Annotated in this window: 13 protein-coding genes; 7 read left to right on the plus strand and 6 right to left on the minus strand. The window is 70.2% G+C overall.

The genetic code is table 11. The features are described 5' to 3' along the window. Window positions 1-53: 53 nt before the first annotated feature. Window positions 54-4,361: a GH92 family glycosyl hydrolase gene (locus tag WA670_RS14260; protein ID WP_336157957.1), complete on the minus strand. Its 4,308-nt coding sequence runs from the start codon at window positions 4,359-4,361 to the stop codon at window positions 54-56. Between the two features lie 921 nt (window positions 4,362-5,282). On the opposite strand from WA670_RS14260, the gene WA670_RS14265 reads away from it, so the two are divergent. Both WA670_RS14265 and WA670_RS14270 read left to right on the plus strand, forming a co-directional pair. Then, complete coding sequence (locus WA670_RS14265; protein ID WP_336157958.1) at window positions 5,283-5,936, plus strand: class I SAM-dependent methyltransferase; 654 nt, start codon at window positions 5,283-5,285, stop codon at window positions 5,934-5,936. After that, on the plus strand, window positions 5,936-6,568 hold the full coding sequence (locus WA670_RS14270) for a class I SAM-dependent methyltransferase (protein ID WP_238606043.1): 633 nt from the start codon (window positions 5,936-5,938) through the stop codon (window positions 6,566-6,568). The genes WA670_RS14265 and WA670_RS14270 overlap by 1 nt, the downstream gene beginning before the upstream one ends. Before the next feature lie 4 nt (window positions 6,569-6,572). Here WA670_RS14270 and WA670_RS14275 read toward each other — a convergent pair whose 3' ends face one another. Together WA670_RS14275 and WA670_RS14280 are read right to left on the minus strand one after the other, a co-directional pair. Beyond that, complete coding sequence (locus WA670_RS14275) at window positions 6,573-7,877, minus strand: M20/M25/M40 family metallo-hydrolase (protein ID WP_336157959.1); 1,305 nt, start codon at window positions 7,875-7,877, stop codon at window positions 6,573-6,575. Continuing rightward, window positions 7,870-8,697 (minus strand): M55 family metallopeptidase, encoded by an 828-nt coding sequence (locus tag WA670_RS14280; RefSeq protein ID WP_336157960.1) that lies wholly within the window; start codon window positions 8,695-8,697, stop codon window positions 7,870-7,872. The genes WA670_RS14275 and WA670_RS14280 overlap by 8 nt, the downstream gene beginning before the upstream one ends. 188 nt (window positions 8,698-8,885) lie before the next feature. Here WA670_RS14280 and WA670_RS14285 point away from each other — a divergent pair, with 188 nt between their 5' ends. The 5 genes from WA670_RS14285 (at window position 8,886) to mptB (ending at window position 15,922) form a co-directional block, all read left to right on the plus strand. Then, window positions 8,886-10,670: an ABC transporter substrate-binding protein gene (locus WA670_RS14285; protein WP_336157961.1), complete on the plus strand. Its 1,785-nt coding sequence runs from the start codon at window positions 8,886-8,888 to the stop codon at window positions 10,668-10,670. A 6-nt stretch (window positions 10,671-10,676) separates the two neighbouring features. Continuing rightward, window positions 10,677-11,705 carry an ABC transporter permease gene (locus WA670_RS14290; protein WP_336157962.1) on the plus strand — a complete coding sequence of 343 codons (1,029 nt, stop codon included), beginning with the start codon at window positions 10,677-10,679 and terminating at the stop codon, window positions 11,703-11,705. Then, on the plus strand, window positions 11,702-12,619 hold the full coding sequence (locus WA670_RS14295) for an ABC transporter permease (protein WP_134732260.1): 918 nt from the start codon (window positions 11,702-11,704) through the stop codon (window positions 12,617-12,619). Before WA670_RS14290 ends, WA670_RS14295 begins: the two co-directional genes overlap by 4 nt. Beyond that, complete coding sequence (nikE, locus tag WA670_RS14300) at window positions 12,616-14,268, plus strand: nickel ABC transporter ATP-binding protein NikE (protein ID WP_134732258.1); 1,653 nt, start codon at window positions 12,616-12,618, stop codon at window positions 14,266-14,268. Before WA670_RS14295 ends, nikE begins: the two co-directional genes overlap by 4 nt. Window positions 14,269-14,359: 91 nt before the next feature. Next, entirely contained in the window at window positions 14,360-15,922 is a 1,563-nt protein-coding gene (mptB, locus tag WA670_RS14305) for a polyprenol phosphomannose-dependent alpha 1,6 mannosyltransferase MptB (protein ID WP_134732256.1), read from the plus strand. A 43-nt stretch (window positions 15,923-15,965) separates the two neighbouring features. Here mptB and WA670_RS14310 read toward each other — a convergent pair whose 3' ends face one another. The 3 genes from WA670_RS14310 to WA670_RS14320 form a co-directional block, all read right to left on the minus strand. After that, window positions 15,966-16,775, minus strand: coding sequence for a hypothetical protein (locus WA670_RS14310; protein ID WP_336157964.1), 810 nt, complete (start codon window positions 16,773-16,775; stop codon window positions 15,966-15,968). Window positions 16,776-16,878: 103 nt separating this feature from the next. Next, entirely contained in the window at window positions 16,879-17,484 is a 606-nt protein-coding gene (locus WA670_RS14315) for a short chain dehydrogenase (RefSeq protein WP_134732252.1), read from the minus strand. Continuing rightward, a complete protein-coding gene (locus tag WA670_RS14320) occupies window positions 17,481-18,350 on the minus strand; it encodes a helix-turn-helix domain-containing protein (RefSeq protein ID WP_134732250.1) in 870 nt (289 codons plus the stop codon). Before WA670_RS14320 ends, WA670_RS14315 begins: the two co-directional genes overlap by 4 nt. Window positions 18,351-18,352: the final 2 nt, after the last annotated feature.

Here is an 18,352-nt window from a genome sequence, read left to right on the forward strand (position 1 = left end):
ACCCGGAACGGATCCGGGCGACCTGGCCTGCGGCGGGTAGGGAAATCAGCCGATCACAACTGCGCGCACTGCCCGGCGGACGGGCCGCGGACGGTGTTGGCGAGGTCGTGGTCGGTCGGGGCGGGGGAGTTGCCCGTGCAGGCCAGCGGCCCGCCCACGGTGCTGCTCGTGATCAGCGGACCCTGGTTCCCGGTCAGGTTCACCGGGCCCGAGATGTCGGTCAGCTCGATCGACACCGGGCCCGTGCTGCCGGTGATCGACACCGGACCGGCCACCTTCGTCCGGTTCAGCACCACCTGCGCCGCGCCGGCCGCCGCGAGCGGGCCGGTGATCTGGCCGCCGCGCACGATCAGCGAAGCGCCGCGCGCCACGTTCACCGGACCCGACACCGTCGCGCCGTTCAGGCACACCACGCCGCCCGACACGGTCAGCGGGCCGTTCTGCACACCCGTCAGCGTCTTGGTGCACGACGCGTCCGGACGGCCCAGCAGCTCGAACTCCGCCAGCGTCGCCGGACCGCCGGTGGTCGCGGTGACCTCCAGCCGGTAGTAGGCGTAATGCGCCGGGTTCTTCACCGCGAACGCCCGGGTCTGCTGCCGCCACTGGAACGACTGGTCGGTCTGCTGATCGGCGACCGTCCAGTTCTTCCCGTCGTACGAACCCTTCAGCGTCCAGCTCTTCGCGTCGCCCGCCCCGGTGCCGGAGGTGAGCGTGTAGTGCGTGACCGCCTCGTCGGTCGACTTCAGCTGGTACTGCACCGCACCGGTCACCTTCGCCTGCGTGCGCGAGGTGTTGTCCAGCAACGCCGACGCGTCCGAACCGTCCGAAGTGGACAGCGTGCCCAGCCCCGGCCCGGTCTCGTCGTGCAGCGGCGTCGGCACCGCGTCGCCCGTGGTGATCGACTTCGGCGCGTCGCCCGCGCCGGTGCCCCACGTCGACGGGTTCGGGCCCATGTCGAAGTCGAGCGTGGCGCCGTGCGCGAGCACGTCGTGCGGCAACGACGTCGACGTCCAGTTCTTCCCGTTGACCTTCAACCCCTGGACGTAGACGTTCTTCGCCGAGTTCTTCGGCGCGTTGATCACCAGGTCCCCGCCGGGCAGGTGCACGGTCGCCTTGGTGAACAGCGGCGACCCGATCGCGTAATCCGGGCTGCCCATCTGCAGCGGGTAGAAGCCCAGCGAGCTGAACACGTACCACGCGGACATCTCGCCGTTGTCCTCGTCGCCCGCGTAGCCCTGGCCCAATTCGCTGCCGGTGTAGAGCCGCGACACCGCTTCGCGCACCTTCGCCTGCGTCTTCGCCGGCTGGCCCGCGTAGTCGTACATGTAGAGGATGTGGTGCGAAGGCTGGTTGGAGTGGCCGTACTGGCCCATCCGCACGTCCCGCGCCTCCCGCATCTCGTGGATCACGCCGCCGTAGCTGCCCGGGAAATTCGCCGTCTCCTGGTCGGCGAAGAACTGGTCGAGCTTGGCGCCCAGCTTGTCCTTGCCGCCGTAGAGATTCGCCAGCCCCTGCCCGTCCTGCGGCACGGTGAAGGCCATGTTCCAGCCGTCGGTCTCGGTGTAGTCCCCGCCCCACTGGCGCGGGTCGTAATCGGCCTTGGCCTTCGTGAACTTCCCGCTCGCGTCCTTGCCCTGGAAGAACCCGGTGCTCGGGTCGAACAGGTTCACGTACTGCTGCGCCCGGCTGGTGAAGTACTGGTAGTTCTCCAGGTACTCCGCCTTGCGCGGATCGTTCGCCGCGGCCTGGTCGTACAGCTTCTTCGACAGGTTCGCGATGCCGAAGTCGTTGACGTAGCCCTCGATCGCCCACGAGAAGCCCTCGCCGGTCGAATTCGGCGTGTACCCGAGGAAAATCGACTGGTCCAGACCCTTGCGGCCGACCGCCGAGTTCGGCGGCGTCACCGTCGCGTTCTTCAGCGCCGCGTCATAGGCCGCCTTGACGTCGAAGTTCGTCACGCCCTTCTGGTAGGCGTCGGCGAACGCGACATCCGAGCTCGTCCCGGTCATCAGGTCCGCGTAACCGGGGGAGGACCAGCGCGCGATCCAGCCGCCGTCGCGGTACTGCTGCACGAAACCGTCCACCATCTTGCCCGCCATGTCCGGCGTGAGCAGCGAATACGCCGGCCACGTCGTGCGGTAGGTGTCCCAGAACCCGTTGTTCACATACGTCTGCCCGTCGACGACCTTCGACCCGGTCTGCGTCGCGGTGTCCGGACCCGCCTTCGGCGACACCGGGCTCGCGTACCGGTACTTCGGCGCCTCCTTCGTGCCGACGTTCTCGAAACCCTCGTTCGGGTACAGGAACAGCCGGTACAGGTTGGAATACAACGTCTCCAGCTGGTCCTGCGACGCGCCCTCGACCTCGATCACGCCGAGCTGCTTGTCCCACGCCCGCTGAGCCGCGTCCCGCACCGAGTCGAACCCGGCGTTCGGGGCGATCTCCTGCTCCAGGTTCTTCTTCGCCTGGTCCACGCTGATCAGCGACGTCGCGATCCGCATCGTCACCGTCTTGTCCGCGCCCGCGTCGAACCGCAGATAGCCGGTCACGTTGTCGCGGTTCTGCCCGGTGAGCTTGCCGCCGGTCGTGACGGGCTTGTCGAACGTCGCGTAGACGAACATCCGCCCGGCGCCCGCCGACAGCCCGCTCTTCGCGTCGGAATACCCGCTGAGCGTGCCGTGCGCCGGGTCGAGCGTGAGCCCGCCGGAGTTGTTGACGTTGTCGAAGATCAGGCTGGAATCAGCGCCCGGGAACGAGAACCGCATCATCGCCGCGTGATCGGCCGGCGCGATCTCGGTCTTGATCCCGTTCTGGAACGTGACGCCGTAGTAATGCGCCCGCGCCACCTCGTTGTCGTGCGTGAACGGCAGCGCCCGCTTGTCGCGGTTCGCGTCCGGCACCCCGCTCGCCGCCGACGGCATCACCTGGAAACTCTGCCGGTCGCCCATCCACGGGCTCGGCTCGTGGCTCACGCTGAACGCCTGCAGCTGCGGGAGATTGTCCGCGTTGTTCTGCGAATGGTAGTTGTACAGCCAGCTCGCCGAACCCGCGTCGGTCACCGGCGTCCAGAAGTTGAAGCCGTGCGGCACCGCGGTCGCCGGGAAGTTGTTGCCGCGCGAGAACGTGCCGTTCGCCATGGTGCCGCGCGTGGTGAGCACGTTGTCGCTGGGCCGGGTGCTCGCCGGGGGAGTCGGCGTCGCCGAGATCTTCAGATCGTCCAGCCAGCCCGCGAACTGCGCCGGCCCGTTCGGGTTGTCGTAGCCGATCGCGATCCGGTCGATCGTCTTGCCCGCCGCGACCCGCCCGATCGCCGACCGCACGAGGTTCCACTGGTTCGCGTAGAGGACCTTGCTCGCGCCCTGGCCCTCCGGCGTCAGCGGGAACCCGTACTGGTCGGTCGCGCCGAGATCGCGCAGATGCGTGCCGTCGGTGAAGTCCAGGTCGACCGCGACGTTCGTGCTCGGGTACTTCAGATCGCCCTCGACGAACTGCGGCTGCACCTTGTACGACAGCTCGCTCGTCTCCGTCACCGGGAGATCGACGTCGTAGACCTTGTTGTAGGAATACCCGTGCCCGGCCTTGGGCTGGCTGCCGGAGTACCGGAACGCCTTCTTGCCGGTGAACCCGACCCGGTTCTTGTTCGTGTAGCCCTGGCTCGGGCCCGAATCCACGACGCTGCGCATGTTCGGCAACGGCGGCGGGGCCGGATCGTCGTTGGCCAGCAGCAGCTCCGAGAACTGCATGATGTCGTCGCCGTTGTTGCGCGTGACGTCCAGCCGGTAATAGCGGTACGCGTCGCTCGGCGCGGACAGCTTGTAGTCGTTCTGCTGGAACCGCTTGTCGAACGACTGGCCCGCCTGCTTGTCCAGATCGGTCCACTGCTGGCCGTCGTTCGAACCGCGCAGCGTCCAGTCCCGAGGATCGCGGCCGGGCGCGTCGTTCGCCGAGGACACCGCGTAGTGCGTGATCTTCGTCGGCTCCGACAGCGTGAACGTCACCGACGCGGTCGGATCCCACGACAGCCACTTCGTGCCGGTGCTGCCGTCGATCAGGTTCGCGGCGACCTCGCCGCCGCCGGTGTTCTCGCTGGTCGCGCTGATGTCGGTGACCTTGCCCCGGATGTCGCCGGGGATCGCGGTCCCGTTCGCGCCGTCCACGCCCGAAGCCCGCGGCTTCCCGGCGGCATCGGTGTCGACAGCGTCCTGGATCGGTTGCGGGTCGTTCGGCTCGAACGAAGAAACGAAGTCCGGCGGGGCGGCCTCGCCCGGCGCGGCACCGGCCGCGGCGGGCAGGACGACCAAGCCCGCAGCCGCCACCGCCGCGACGAGCACGGCATGCAACGGTCTGGCGCTTCGGGGCATCATTGCTCCCAGTTCGTCAGGGGATCGGGGGCCCGGGACTTCGCGAAATCCCGGGGTGCCGGAAGCTCAACGCGCGGGTGACATCGATGTCAAGGCCGCCCCGCAAACCTGACCGGAAACGGACAACCCTTCCCGGCTCCGCTACGGCAACCGGGTGTCGGCCCGGCCCCGGGGCACCCCGATGCGACAACCGGACGCTCGCCCCGCCCGGGCCGCGCCGCTACGGCAAACGGGGTGTCCGCCCGGGCGGAACCGCCCCGACGCGGCGTTCGGGTGACCACCCCGCCCCTCCCGGCCCCGATGCGGCATGGGGTGTGTGCCACGCACCGAACGCCGCATTGGGTGCGTCAGATGCACCCAATGCGGCATTGGGTGCATCTCGCGCGTAGCGAGTGCGGATGCGCGGAACTCTCCCCATCCGGCTGCCCCGGCAGGCGCAGGGGAGGTGCGTGAGGGTTCCCCTCACGGAATCAGATTCCGTGAGGGGAACCCTCACGCACCGCTCGCGTGCAGTCGGTGGGCGGGCTCGCTGACGCAGCCCTCGCTAGTGACAAAACCCCATTGGGCTCGTCGCATGCACCCAATGCCGCGTTGGGGCGGCAGGCGAGGCGCAGGCCCGAGGCGGCCAACGAGGCGGAGGCGCGGGGCGAGGCGGCTAACGAGGCAGGGCGGCTAACGAGGCGGAGCCTTGGCGCGGTCGGCGAGGCGGAGACTCGGCGCCGTCGGCGAGACTGCCGTCGGCGAGCCCGAGGTCTGTGAAGGCCTCCTTGAGAGAATCAGATTCCCTCAAGGAGCCCTTCACAGCCAGCCGCGCGGCCCAGCCGGGAAACCACACGGAACATCCGGCCCAGGCGGAGAAGCCATCGGCACTCGGCCAGTCGAGCGCACCGGCGCCCAGGCCCGGCGGGTATAACAGAGTCCATGCCAGACGACGCCATCGATCCCGACGAGGAAGCCCGCCGCCGGGCCGGACTCGCCCTCGCCAACGGCGACCCCACCGGGTGGTTCGAGCCCCTCTACGCCGCGGCGGAAGCGGGCGAGGCCGTCCTGCCGTGGTACCGCGGCGAGCCCTCGCCGGAACTCGCCGCCTGGATCGCCGGGCGGCCCGGCAACGGGCGTCGCGCGCTCGTCGTCGGCTGCGGCATGGCCGACGACGCCGAACTCCTCGCCGCCGCCGGATACGAGACGTCCGCCTTCGACGTCTCGCCCAGCGCGATCAAAGCCGTGCTCAACCGCTTCCCCGACACCGTCGTCTCCTACCGCACCGCGGACCTGCTCACCCCGCCCGCGGAATTCCACTACGCCTTCGACCTGGTCGTGGAGATCATGACCGTCCAGTCGATGCCCAAGGACGTCCACGACCCGGCCATCGCCTCGGTGTCCGGGTTCGTCGCCCCGGGCGGAACGCTCGTCGTCGGAGCCGTCGCCGAGGAAAGCATCGACCTCTCCACCTGGTCCGGACCGCCGTGGCCGCTCAGCAAGGCCGAGGTCGAATCCTTCGCCCGCGACGGCGTCACCCTCGCCTCGCTGGAACGGGTCCGCGACAGCCGCTGGTGGGCGGAGTTCGCCCGCTGATGCCCGAGGACCGTCCCGCGACCAGCCACGAACGCGCGTCCGGGCGTCCGTGGGACGAGTCCTATCAGGACGGTCCGGCGCCGTGGGATCTCGGCCGCCCGCAACCGGCGATCGTCGAGCTCGCCGCGGAGGGCGCGTTCCGCGGCACGGTCCTCGACGCCGGCTGCGGAACCGGCGAGAACGCGCTGCACCTCGCCGCGACCGGACTGTCCATTGTGGGCATCGACGTCGCGGAAACCGCTGTCGCGCAAGCGAAAGAGAAGGCCCGCAGCAGGGGGATCGCCGTCGAGTTCGCGGTCGGCGACGCCTTCCGGCTGTCCACTGTGGACCAGACCTTCGACACCGTCCTCGACTGCGGCCTGTTCCACACCTTCGACGCCCAAGAACGCCAGAGCTACGTCGCCAGCCTCGCGTCCGTCACCGAACCGGGCGCGAGGCTGCACATCCTGTGCTTCCGCGAAACCGACGGGGACGCCGGACCGCACCCGGTCGCCCGCGCCGAACTCGAAGCTCCGTTCCAGCGCGAAACCGGCTGGCAGCTGGAAACCCTGCGCGACAGCCGGATCGTCGCCCGGTTCGCCCCGGACGGGCTTCCCGCCTGGCTGGCGACGATCCGGCGCGTCGACGCCTGACCGCTCAGCACGACTCCAGGAACCGCGTCAGCACCCGCGTCCCGAACCGCAGCCCGTCCACCGGCACCCGCTCGTCCACGCCGTGCGCCATCGCCCGGTATGGGAAGCCTTCCGGCAGCGCCAGGGGAGCGAAGCCGTAGCACGCCATCCCCAGCTGGCTGAACGCTTTCGCGTCCGTCCCGCCGCCCATGCAGTACGGCACCACGACCGCCTCCGGGTCCTCCGCCCGCAGCGCCTCGGCCATCGCGTCGAACCACGGCGAATCGACCGGAGCCTGCACCGGCGGCTGATGCGCCACGAATTCCCGCGTCACACCCTCGCCCAGCAGTGAATCCACCACCGCGAACAGGTCGTCTTCGGTCCCCGGCAGCACCCGGACGTCGACCTGCGCGGTCGCCGTCGACGGGATCACGTTCACCTTGTACCCGGCCTCGATCATCGTCGGCGTGGTGCTGTTGCGCACCGTCGGCACCACCAGCGACCCGGCCGCCCCCAGCCGCGCCACGGTTTCGTCGACCGCGTCGCCCGACGACAGGTCCACCGGCACGCCCAGCGCCGCGCCGGTCCGCTCCAGGAACGCCCGCACCGTCGGCGTCAGCTGCACCGGCCAGCGGTGGTCCGCGATCCGCTGCAACGCCCCGACCAGCCGCACGACCGCGTTCTCCGCGTTCGGCCGCGACCCGTGCCCGGCCCGCCCGCTCGCGGTCAGCCGCAGGTGCGCGGTGCCGCGCTCGGCCGTCCCGACCGGGTACAGCCGCACCTTCCGCCCGTCCGCGGCGGGCACGTGATAGCTGTACCCGCCGGACTCGCTGATCGCCGCCGCACAGCCTTCGAACAGGTCCGCGTGCTCCTTGACCAGCCAGTGCGCGCCGTAGTCGCCGCGGTCCTCCTCGTCGGCGACGAACGCCAGCACGAGATCCCGCCGCGGCGCCAGCCCGGACGCGACGGCGGACAGCACCATCGCGCAGAAATCCTTCATGTCGACCGCGCCCCGGCCCCACAGGAACCCGTCGCGCACCTCGCCGGAAAACGGCGGTACAGACCAATCGGCGGCGCGCGCGGGCACCACGTCCAGATGCCCCTGCACGAGCAGCGCGGGCAGCGTCGGATCGGTGCCCGGGATCCGCGCGATCACGTTCGACCGCTGCGGCTCGGGCTCCAGAATCCGGGACGGAACCCCGTGCCGGTCAAGGAATTCCGCGACGTACTCGGCGGCGAGCCGTTCGCCCGCCGCCTCCCCGCCGCCGTAGTTGGTGGTGTCGAACCGGATCAGGTCCGCGCACAGCGAAACCACGTCGACCTCAGCCATAAATGCCCTGCACCGCCCCTGCCGCGATGGCCGTGACCACCTTGAACGCCTTCATCGCCTCGGTCATGCTCGGCGCCTCGAACGCGACCCGGCGCGTCCCGGTCTGCTCCACGGTCGGGATCACCGCGGTCGCCTGCGCCAGATGGCTCGCGTCGAACTCGACCTCGATCCGGTGCCGCCCCGGCGTCCGCTCGGTCCGCCCGGCCAGCCCCATCGCCTCGCGCGCGCCGGTTTCCAGCAGCCGCGCGGTGCGCGCCGGCGGCAGGCAGATCGCCGCGTACCGGCTCACGCATTCCTTGACCTGCACCAGTTCTGCGTCCGGCGCGTAGTCGCGCGCGTCCTCGCAGGCCTGGTCGTCGCCGCTGACCAGCAGCACCGGCACGCCGTACTCGCCGGCCATCGCGGCGTTCAGCCTGCCCTCGCTCGCCGGGACGTCGTCCAGCCACACGCCGGTGATCTGGTTCTCCAGGTACGTGTGCGACAGGACGCCGTCGAACCCGGCTCCGGCGTGGTAGCCGAGGAACACCACACCGTCCACACCGGAATCGATGCCCTGCATCATCGACAGCGGCTTGTGCCGCCCGGTCAGCATCCGCGCGCGTTCGTCGAGGTCTTCCAGCAGCAGGTTGCGCTGCGACGAGTGCGCCTCGTTGACGAGCACGTCGGTCGCGCCCGCCGCGTACAGGCCGGCCAGCACCGCGTTGACGTCGCCGGTGAACATGCCCCGGAACCGCTGCCACTGCGGGCTCCCGGGCACGACGTCGTCGGTCCAGGTGACCCCCGTGGCGCCTTCCATGTCGGCCGAGATCAGGATCCGCATGCCGGGCACTCTAGTGATCCGCCCCGCGACCATAACGATCGGACACGCAGCGGCACCGTCACATATTGCGCACTTCCCGCCGTATGTGGTTACTTTTCGTCTCTGGGGTCGGGGATTGACGATGGGGTGGTTCTCAAGTGCGAAATAAGCACGGGCGGCACGGGTTGCGCCGCGTTTTCGGTGTCGTGATGGCGGGAACGCTGGCGATTCTGCCGCTGGCAGGGACGGCGGCAGCACAGGCGGCACCACAGCAGGCGCAGCCGAAGGTGCTGCGGGTCGCGCTGACCACTGGTATCGACCACTTGAACCCGTTCACCGCCGGGCTCGCCGCGTCGACCCAGGTCGGCCGGTTCATCTACGAGTTCCTGACGATCCCGTCGCAGGACAAGGCCGAGGCCTCCCCGGCGCTCGCCGAATCGTGGACGACCTCGCCGGACAAGCTGACCTGGACGTTCAAGATCCGCAAGGGCGCCAAGTGGTCCGACGGGCAGCCGGTCACCGCGAAGGACGCCGCGTTCACCTTCAACCGGATGCTCACCGACTCCACCGCGCGCACCGCGAACGGCAACTACGTCGCGAGCTTCGAGTCGGTCAAGGCGCCGGACGACACCACGCTGGTGATCAAGACCAAGACCGTCCAGTCGTCGATGACGCTGCTCGACGTCCCGATCGTGCCCGAGCACGTGTGGTCGCAGATCAAGGACCTGAGCGACCCGAAGACCGACACGATCCCGGTCGTCGGCGTCGACGACGGGCCCTACCAGATCACCGAGTACAAGCAGAACGAATACGTCAAGTTCAAGGCCAACAAGAACTACTGGCGCGGCGCGCCGAAGGTCGACGAACTGCAGCTGCTGGTGTTCAAGGACGTCGAGGCCGCGGTGAACGCCCTCAAACAGGGCGAGGTCGACGTGATCAACCGGCTCACCCCGACCCAGTTCGACGCGCTCAAGGGCCAGCCGAACATCGAGCTGAACAAGGCGCCCGGCCGCCGCTACAACGAGATCAACCTCAACCCAGGCGCCGAGAACTCCGAGAACAAGCCGATCGGCAACGGAAACCCGGTGCTCAAGGACATCCGGCTGCGCCAGGCGATCGCGCAGTCGATCGACATCAAGACCATCGTGGACAAGGTCGCGGGCGGCTACGCCCAGCCCGGCGGCGGCGTGGTCCCGCCGATCTACTCGGCCTACCACTGGGACCCGGCGCCGGGGGAGGCGCGCAAGTTCGACCTCGCCGCCGCCAACGCCGCGCTCGACGCGGCCGGCTACCCGAAGGGCCAGGACGGCATCCGCACCGCGCCCGGCGGCGCGCGCCTCGAACTGCGCCTCACCGGACACGCGAACCGCGCCCAGGACCAGCGCCTCGCCCAGTACATCACCGGCTGGCTGCACGACATCGGCATCTCGGTGAAGCAGGAACTCGTCTCCGACGACGAGCTCAACGACCGCACCAACGCGGGCAACTACGACCTCGCGATCTCCGGCTACGCGAACAACCCGGACCCGGACTACTCGCTGGCCCTGCACACCTGCGCCGCACGGCCGAACGCGGAAGGCAAGGGCGGCACCACCGACACGTTCTTCTGCGACCCGCAGTACGACGCGCTCTACGCCAAGCAGCTCGCCGAAACCGACCCGGCCGTCCGCGCCGGCTACGTCAAGCAGGCCCAGGCGCGGCTCTACAGCCAGGCTGTGAACGTCGTCTACGACTACGACGACGCCCTCGAGGCCTACCGCTCCGACAAGTTCTCCTCCTTCGGCAAGCAGCCGCAGCCCGAGGGCTCGATCCTCGAGCAGACCGCCTACTGGGGCGTGTACGGCGCGGTCCCGGCCGACGCGTCGGCCGCCTCGTCAGACAGCGGCTCCGGCACGACGGTGTGGATCGTCGTCGGCGCGGTGCTGCTCGTCGTGCTCGTGGGCGGCGGCATCGCGCTGTCCCGCCGCGGCAAGTCCGCCGACGACCGGGAGTAGCAGACCGTGAGCCAAACCCTCGCGCCCGACCAGGCCGCGGTGCTCGCCGACCCCGACGAGCACCGCGGCGGGACCGGGACCCTCCGGTTCGTCCTGACCAAGATCGCCGAGGCGGTCGCCAGCGTCTTCCTGGTGATCGTCCTCGGGTTCTTCCTCTTCCGCCTGCTGCCCGGCGACCCGGTCGCGTTCATGGCCCGCGAACGGCCCACCGACCCCGGCCAGATCGCCGAACTGCGCGAACGGCTCGGCATCGACAAGCCGATCCTCGCGCAGTTCGGGAACTACTTCGCCGGCCTCTTCCAGGGCGACTTCGGCGAGTCCTACATCGAACGCCGCCCGGTGCTGGACATGATCGGCGAACGGCTGTGGCCGACCGTGCTGCTCGTCGGCAGCGCGACGATCCTGGCCGTCGCGCTCGGGCTGTGGCTCGGTATCCGCGCGGCGTGGAAGCGCGACAGCTTCTTCGACCGCGCGCAGACCGGGATCGCGCTGACGCTCTGGTCGGTCCCGCAGTTCTGGCTCGGCCTGCTGCTGCTCGTCGCCACCAACGGCCTGTTCCCCAGCCGCGGCATGCATTCGCCCGACGCCGGACCCGGCTTCTTCGCCCAGAGCCTCGACGTGCTGCACCACCTGATCCTGCCGTGCCTGACGCTGCTCGCGGTGTTCTACGCGCAGTACATGCTGGTGATGCGCTCGTCGCTGCTCGGCGAAATGAACGCCGACTACCTCACCACCGCCCGCGCGAAAGGCCTCCGCGACGACCTCGTCCGGCGGCGGCACGCGGTCCCGAACGCGCTGCTGCCCACCGTGACGCTGATCTTCATGCAGTTCGGCATGGTGGTCGCCGGCGCGGTCACCGTGGAAGCGGTGTTCAGCTGGCCCGGACTCGGCCAGCTCACCTACGACGCGCTGCACGGCCCGGACCTGCCGGTGCTGCAAGGGGTTTTCATCATCCTCGCCAGCGCCGTCGTCCTGATGAACCTGTTCGCGGAGCTGCTCTACCGCGTGCTCGACCCGAGGGTGCGTGCCGCATGACCACCGCCTCGCCCGCCGCCGAAAGCGCCCGCGCGATCGCGTGGCGCCGCCGCCGCGCCGGAATCGCCCGCACCTGGCACGAGTTCGCCACCCAGAAAGCCGCGCTCACCGGGCTTTTCCTGCTCGCGCTCACCGTGCTGCTCGCCGTCGCGCTGCCGCTGATCAGCGACCCCAGCGGGCTCGACGTCACCCGCGTCACCGGAAAACCGCTCAGCCCGCCGGACGGCGAATTCTGGCTCGGCACCGACATCGACGGCCGCTCCGTGCTGCTGATGACGTTGTGGGGCACCAGGATCTCGCTGCTCGTCGGGTTCTGCGCGACCGTGCTCAGCGTGTTCATCGGCACCCTGATCGGCATCACCGCCGCGCACTTCGGCGGCTGGGTGTCGGCGGTCCTGCTGCGGTTCACCGACTTCTTCCTGGTGCTGCCGTCGCTGGTGCTGGCGATCGCGCTGTCGGCCGTGCTCCCGCGCGGGATCTGGACGATCGTGCTCGCCATCGGCGTCACCGCATGGCCGAGCACCGCGCGGCTGGTCCGCGCCCAGACGCTCACCATCGAAAGCCGCCCCTACATCGAACGCGCCCGCGCGCTCGGCGGCGGCCACCTGCACGTGATCGCCAAGCACGTGCTGCCCGGCGTCGCCCCGCTCGTGCTCGCCAACACCACCCTCGTGGTCGGCAACGCGGTCATCGCCGACGCCACCCTCTCGTTCCTCGGCGTCGGCGACCCTACCTCGATCTCCTGGGGCGCGATGCTCGAAACCGCCCTCAACAACGGCGCGGTCACCCGCGGCGCCTGGTGGAACCTGCTCCCGCCGGGCATCGCGATCGTGCTCGTCGTGCTGATGTTCACCCTCGTCGGCCGCGGGCTGGAAACCGTGCTGAACCCGCGGCTCAAAGGACGGCACTCGTGACCGCGCTGCTCGAACTGAAAAACCTCGGCGTCACCTACCGCACCGGCGGCGGCGACGTCCCCGCGGTCCGCGGCGTCGACCTGACCCTCGACGCGGGCGGCACGCTCGGCGTCGCGGGGGAGTCCGGCTCCGGCAAATCCACCGTCGCGATGAGCGTGCTCCGGCTCCTGCCGCGCAGCGCGAAGATCACCGGCGAGATCCTGCTCGACGGCGAGAACGTCAACGACATGCGCTGGGGACGGCTGCGCACGGTCCGCTGGGCCGAGGCGTCGGTCGTGTTCCAGGGCGCGATGCACGCGCTCAACCCGGTCCGCCGCGTCGGCGAGCAGATCGCCGAACCGATCCGGCTGCACGCACCCGAGGGCAAAACCCCCTCCGAAGCACAGGTGCAGGCCCGCGTCACCGAACTGCTCGGACAGGTCGACCTGCCGCGCTCGCGGGCGGGCGCGTACCCGCACGAACTGTCCGGCGGCCAGAAACAGCGCGTGATGATCGCGATGGCGCTGGCCTGCGAACCGCGGCTGGTGATCGCCGACGAGCCGACCACCGCGCTCGACGTCATCGTGCAGGCCCAGGTGCTGTCCGTGCTGTCGAAACTGGTCGCCGAACGCGGAATCGGGCTGATCATGATCAGCCACGACCTGTCCGTGCTCGCCGCCACCTGCGAACGCATCGCGGTGATGTACGACGGCGAACTCGTCGAGGAACGGCCCAGCGCCGAGCTGATGGCCTCGCCGCAGCACGACCACAGCAAAGCGCTCGCCGCGGCATTCCCGACGGTCGGCGACCCGGTCTCGCGCTACGCCCCGGCCACCGCGACCCCGCTGCCGCCGGAACCGGAGGAACGCGCCGGCTCCGACGACGCGCCGCTGCTCGCCGCCGAGAACCTGCACGTGTCGTTCCGCGACCGCAAGGGCAAGCGGATCCACGCGGTCAACGGGGTGGACCTGGAGGTCCGCCGGGACGAGATCGTCGCGCTGGTCGGCCAGTCCGGCTCCGGCAAGACCACCCTCGCCCGCACCCTGCTCGGCCTGCAGAAAGCCGACTCCGGCACGGTCCGCTACGCGGGCAAGCCGGTGCCCTCGTCCGGGGCCGGGCTGCGCGCGTACCGGCGGGAAGTCCAGCTCGTGCTCCAGGACCCGACCAGCGCGCTGAACCCGGCCCACACGGTCTACGAGGCGGTCGCCGAAGGCCCCCGCATCCACGGCCTGCCGAACGAACGCGACGTCGTGCTCCAAGCGCTCGAATCCGCCGAACTGCGCCCGCCGGGGAAATACCTCGACCGGCTCCCGCACGAACTGTCCGGCGGCCAGCGCCAGCGCGTCGTCATCGCCGGGGCCCTCGCGCTCGAACCGTCCCTGCTGCTCGCCGACGAACCGGTGGCCTCGCTCGACGCGTCCGTGCGCGGCGAGATCCTCGCGCTGCTGCTCCGGCTGCGCCGCCGGCTCGGCCTCTCCGCGCTGGTCATCACCCACGACCTCGGCCTGGCCTGGAACATCGCCGACCGGGTCGCGGTGATGTACCGCGGCGAACTCGTCGAGACGGGTACCGTCGAACAAGTCCTGCTCGAACCGCGGCACGAGTACACGAAGTCGCTGCTCGCGGCGCTCCCCGGGGGCACCGCGCAGCGGACCGCGGCCGAACGCTGACCGCGGCCCCGCCCCGGGCGCGCGCCGAACCGGCCGCGCCCGGAGCCCGTGCGGGCCCAGCCGACTGCACCCGGTAATCTTCTGGATCGAAATGGCCACTACTACCGACGACGCGCAGCCGAACGCCGGCACTCTAGACCGGCAGTTCCTGACGCCCGCGCGCTTCCCCTACCGGACCATCGCGATGGGCACGGTCGGAAGCGCCCTCCTCATGCTCGCCGCGCTCGGCGCAGGCGGCATCCTCATCCGCGACCCCGTCCTCGGCCACGGCCCGCTCTCGTGGGTCCGCTACGGCCACGGCCGGGCGCTCGCCAACGCGCTGCTCTACAGCGGCTTCGGCCTCGTCGTGTGGGCGTGGGTGCGGCTCGGCCGCTACGCGCTCGCCGGGCGCATCGGCAGCAAGCCGATCCTGATCGCCGCGCTGTGCTGGATGGCGCCGCTGATCGTGTCGCCGCCGCTGTTCACCCGCGACGTCTTCTCCTACCTCGGCCAGGGAGCGCAGCTGCTCTACGGGCTCGACCCGTACGCCAACGGCCCCGCCGAACTGCCGGTGCTGCCGAACGTCGTGCAGAACGTGCACCCGCTGTGGCAGACCACGCCCGCCCCGTACGGGCCGCTGTTCCTGCTGATCTCCAAGGGCATCGTCGCGATCACCCAGGACCACATGATCGCCGGCGTCATCCTCACCCGGGTCGTGCTGCTCGTCGGGCTCGGCATGACGCTGTGGGCGCTGCCCCGCCTGGTCAAGCACCTCGGCGGGAAGCTCCCGGTCGCGCTCTGGGTCGCGGTCGCCAGCCCGATGATGGTCATCCACCTCTTCGGCGGCCCGCACAACGACCTGATGATGCTCGGCTTCCTCACCATCGGCATGCTCGCCGCGCTCGAGCGCAAGCACGTCGTCGCGGTCGTGCTCGTCACCATCGGCATGCTGATCAAGCCGACCGCCGCCGTCGCGCTCCCGTTCATGGTCTGGATGTGGGCCGCGGACATGAAGGGCCCGTCGAAGACGAAGAACTTCTTCAAGGCCGGGGCCGCGTCCGTCGGGCTGTTCCTGCCGGTGTTCGTCGTCGGCACCTGGCTCTCGCTCGGCTCGCTCAACCTCGGCTGGTGGTCCGGCCTCAAGGCCCCGCAGCTCATCACCAACTGGCTGAACTTCCCCAGCGGCATCGGCGAGGCCGTCTACAACCTCGTCCACATCATCGCCAACGTCCAGCCCTCGCCGTTCGTCACCGTCGCCCGCGCCATCGCGATGGTCGGCCTCGTCGTGTTCGGCGTCCGCCAGTGGTGGCTCGCCCGCGGCGGCGGCAAGGAAGCCGTCTACCGCGCCGCGATCACCCTGCTCGCCGTCGCGATCCTCATGCCGCCGACCCTGCCCTGGTACCTCACCTGGGGCTTCGTGCTGATCTCCGCGTTCCCGTGGGAACGGCGGAACCTGTCGGCGATCGTGGCGATCTCGGTGTTCGTGACGCTCGTGTACTACCCGACCGGCGAGCAGGCGCTCTACGACTGGTGGTTCATCGCCATCGTCGTCGTGGTCAGCCTCTACGCCGCCGCGTCCCTACTGCGCCCCGACCCGCTCGGCCTCGTCGCCGCCTGGCGGAAGAAGCCCAAGGACGAGGAATTCCTCCCGGAACCCCCCGCCAAATCCTCCTGAGCCGGTGGTCCCGGTCCCGCACCGGGACCACCGCACTCCAGGGCTACGCGCGATTCGCGCGGTAGTTCCGGAACAGCAGGTACGTGTCGAGAATGTCCGCCGGATCGCTCTCGACCGAACGGTAGATGCCCCACTTCGGCCGCACGTAGTCGCCCTGGTCCGGCAGCTTCACCCCGGTCCGGCGACCCTGCGCGGCGATCGGCGCACCCGCACCGGCGCCGCTGCGGATCACGCACGCCGCCGCCCCCGCGTCGCCCGGAGTGAGCGTCCACTCGACCGTGATCCACTTCTCCCGCAACGGAGCCAGCTTCGCCGCCGCGATCGACGGCGAACCCGGATTCGCGTACGCGCGAGCGGAAATCATCTCCACGCCGCCGTCCCGGACCAGATCGAGCGTCACCCACGGCCCCTCGTTCGTCGCCGGGGTCTTGGTCTGGAAGATGTGCGTGAACCGGCTCGTGCCGTGCAGGCTCGCCGGAATGAACATCTCGTAGGACAGCGTCCACGTCTCGCCGTCGCGCATCTTCAACGCGGAACCGTTCTGCACCATGCCCTTCGTCTCGGTCCGCTGCCGATCCCCGCCGCCCGTGGTGTCCCGGTCGTCGCGCCAGATGGTGAACCGGTAGTGATTCCCCTCCACCACCACGTACTTCCGGTCCGGATGCAGACCGCCCCGATCCGCCTCGACGCCCTCGAACGCCTTCAGCCCGTCCTTCACCGGATCGGGATGCCACAACGGACTCGCGGCAGCGGCGAACCGGGCCAGCGGACCAGCCAGGGCCGGGACGGCGAGCGCCGCACCTGCCATCGTGCGCAGCGCCGCACGGCGCGGGAAACCACGGGAATCCGGCATCGCGGAGTGTCCTTTCCGAACAGGAACGAAAGGGGCACATCGGCCGGCGGCGCAGTACATCCGATGTCTGGTGAGTCAAAGGTAAGAGTCCTGCCGAAGGCGGTCAAGCGTAAGCCCGCACGACCGTCCCCGTGCGGTCTCCTTCGACGCAGTCCAGGTAGTGCCGCACCAGTTCGTCCATCGGCACCGGGCGCATCCCCGGGAAATGCCCGCCGAACTCGTCCGCCGAATCGCCGACCATCGTCGGGCTCACCGCGTTGACCCGCATCCCGCGCGGCAGCTCGATCGCCGCCGACAGCACGAAACTGTGCAGCGCCCCGCTGATCACCCCGCCGCCGGTGACGTGCGGCCACGCCTCATCGGCGAAAATCCCGGACGTCAGCGTGAACGAAGCGCCGTCCGCCGCGCGATGCTGCCCCTGCAGGACCAGCTCGGCCTGCCCGTAGAACTTCGCCCGCATGTTCTCGCGCAGCTCCGCCGACGTCAGCTTCGCGAACTCGTCCAACGCGCCGTGCGCGGCGATGCTCACGACCGCGTCCACCGCACCGACCTCGCGGTACATCGCCGCGATCGTCTCCGGCTCGGCCAGATCGACCCGCACCTCGCCCGACGTCCGCCCGGCCACCACGACGTCGTGCCCGCGCGACCGCAGCTCCGGCACCAGCCGTTTTCCGATCGTCCCGGCCCCGCCGACCACAAGAATTCTCATCGCACCTTCTCCTTCGCCAAGGGTTCCGCACAGCTGCGGGCCAGCAACGCGAGCGCGTCGGCGTCCGCGGCGCCCGGCAGCGCGTAGAACAGGCCGAGCTGCTGATCGTCGTCCGGCAGCGTGACCGTCTCGTTCGCGAGCGTCAGACGTCCGACCACTGGATGGTCGAGTTCGCGCACGTAGTACGAGCAGGTCCGGACCGGCCGCTTCGCCCACATCCGCGCGAACTCCGGGCTCTCCACCGCCAGCCGCCCGACCAGCTGTTCCAGCACCGGATCGTCCCGATGCCGCGCGACCGCCTGGTGCAGCGCCGCGACGGTCACCGACGCCTTGTCCGCCCAATCCCGGTACAGCGCGCGATGATGCGGGTCGAGGAACAGCATCCGCGCGATGTTCGGGCGGATCCGCTCGTCCGGCGCGTCGAACGCGACGTGCCCGGCCAGCAGGGCGTGCCCGAGCCGGTTCCACGCCAGCACATCGGCCCGGTGATCGACCACCACAGCCGGCATGGCGGGCATCGCCGCGAGCAAATCCCGCACCGCGGGCCTGAGCTTCGTCCGTCGGGACCGCGGCCGAACCGCCCGCCGCGGCGCCGCGAGCGCCCGCAGATGCTCGTGCTCGGCCGGATTCATCCGCAAGGCCGCGGCCAGCGCGTCGATCACCGCGTCCGAGGCACTACTGCTGGCCCCTTGCTCGAGCCGCGTGTAGTAGCTGACGCTGACCCCGGCCAGCTCGGCCAATTCCTCCCGGCGCAACCCGGGAACCGCGCGCCGCGTGCCGCCCGGCGCGATGCCCGCGGCCTCCGGCGTCAACCGCTCGCGACGGCTGCGCAGGAAACCGCCGAGTTCGTTGCTTCCGTTGCTCACCA

It is taken from the genome of Amycolatopsis sp. VC5-11 (genome assembly GCF_037034185.1).
Lineage (GTDB): Bacteria > Actinomycetota > Actinomycetes > Mycobacteriales > Pseudonocardiaceae > Amycolatopsis > Amycolatopsis nivea.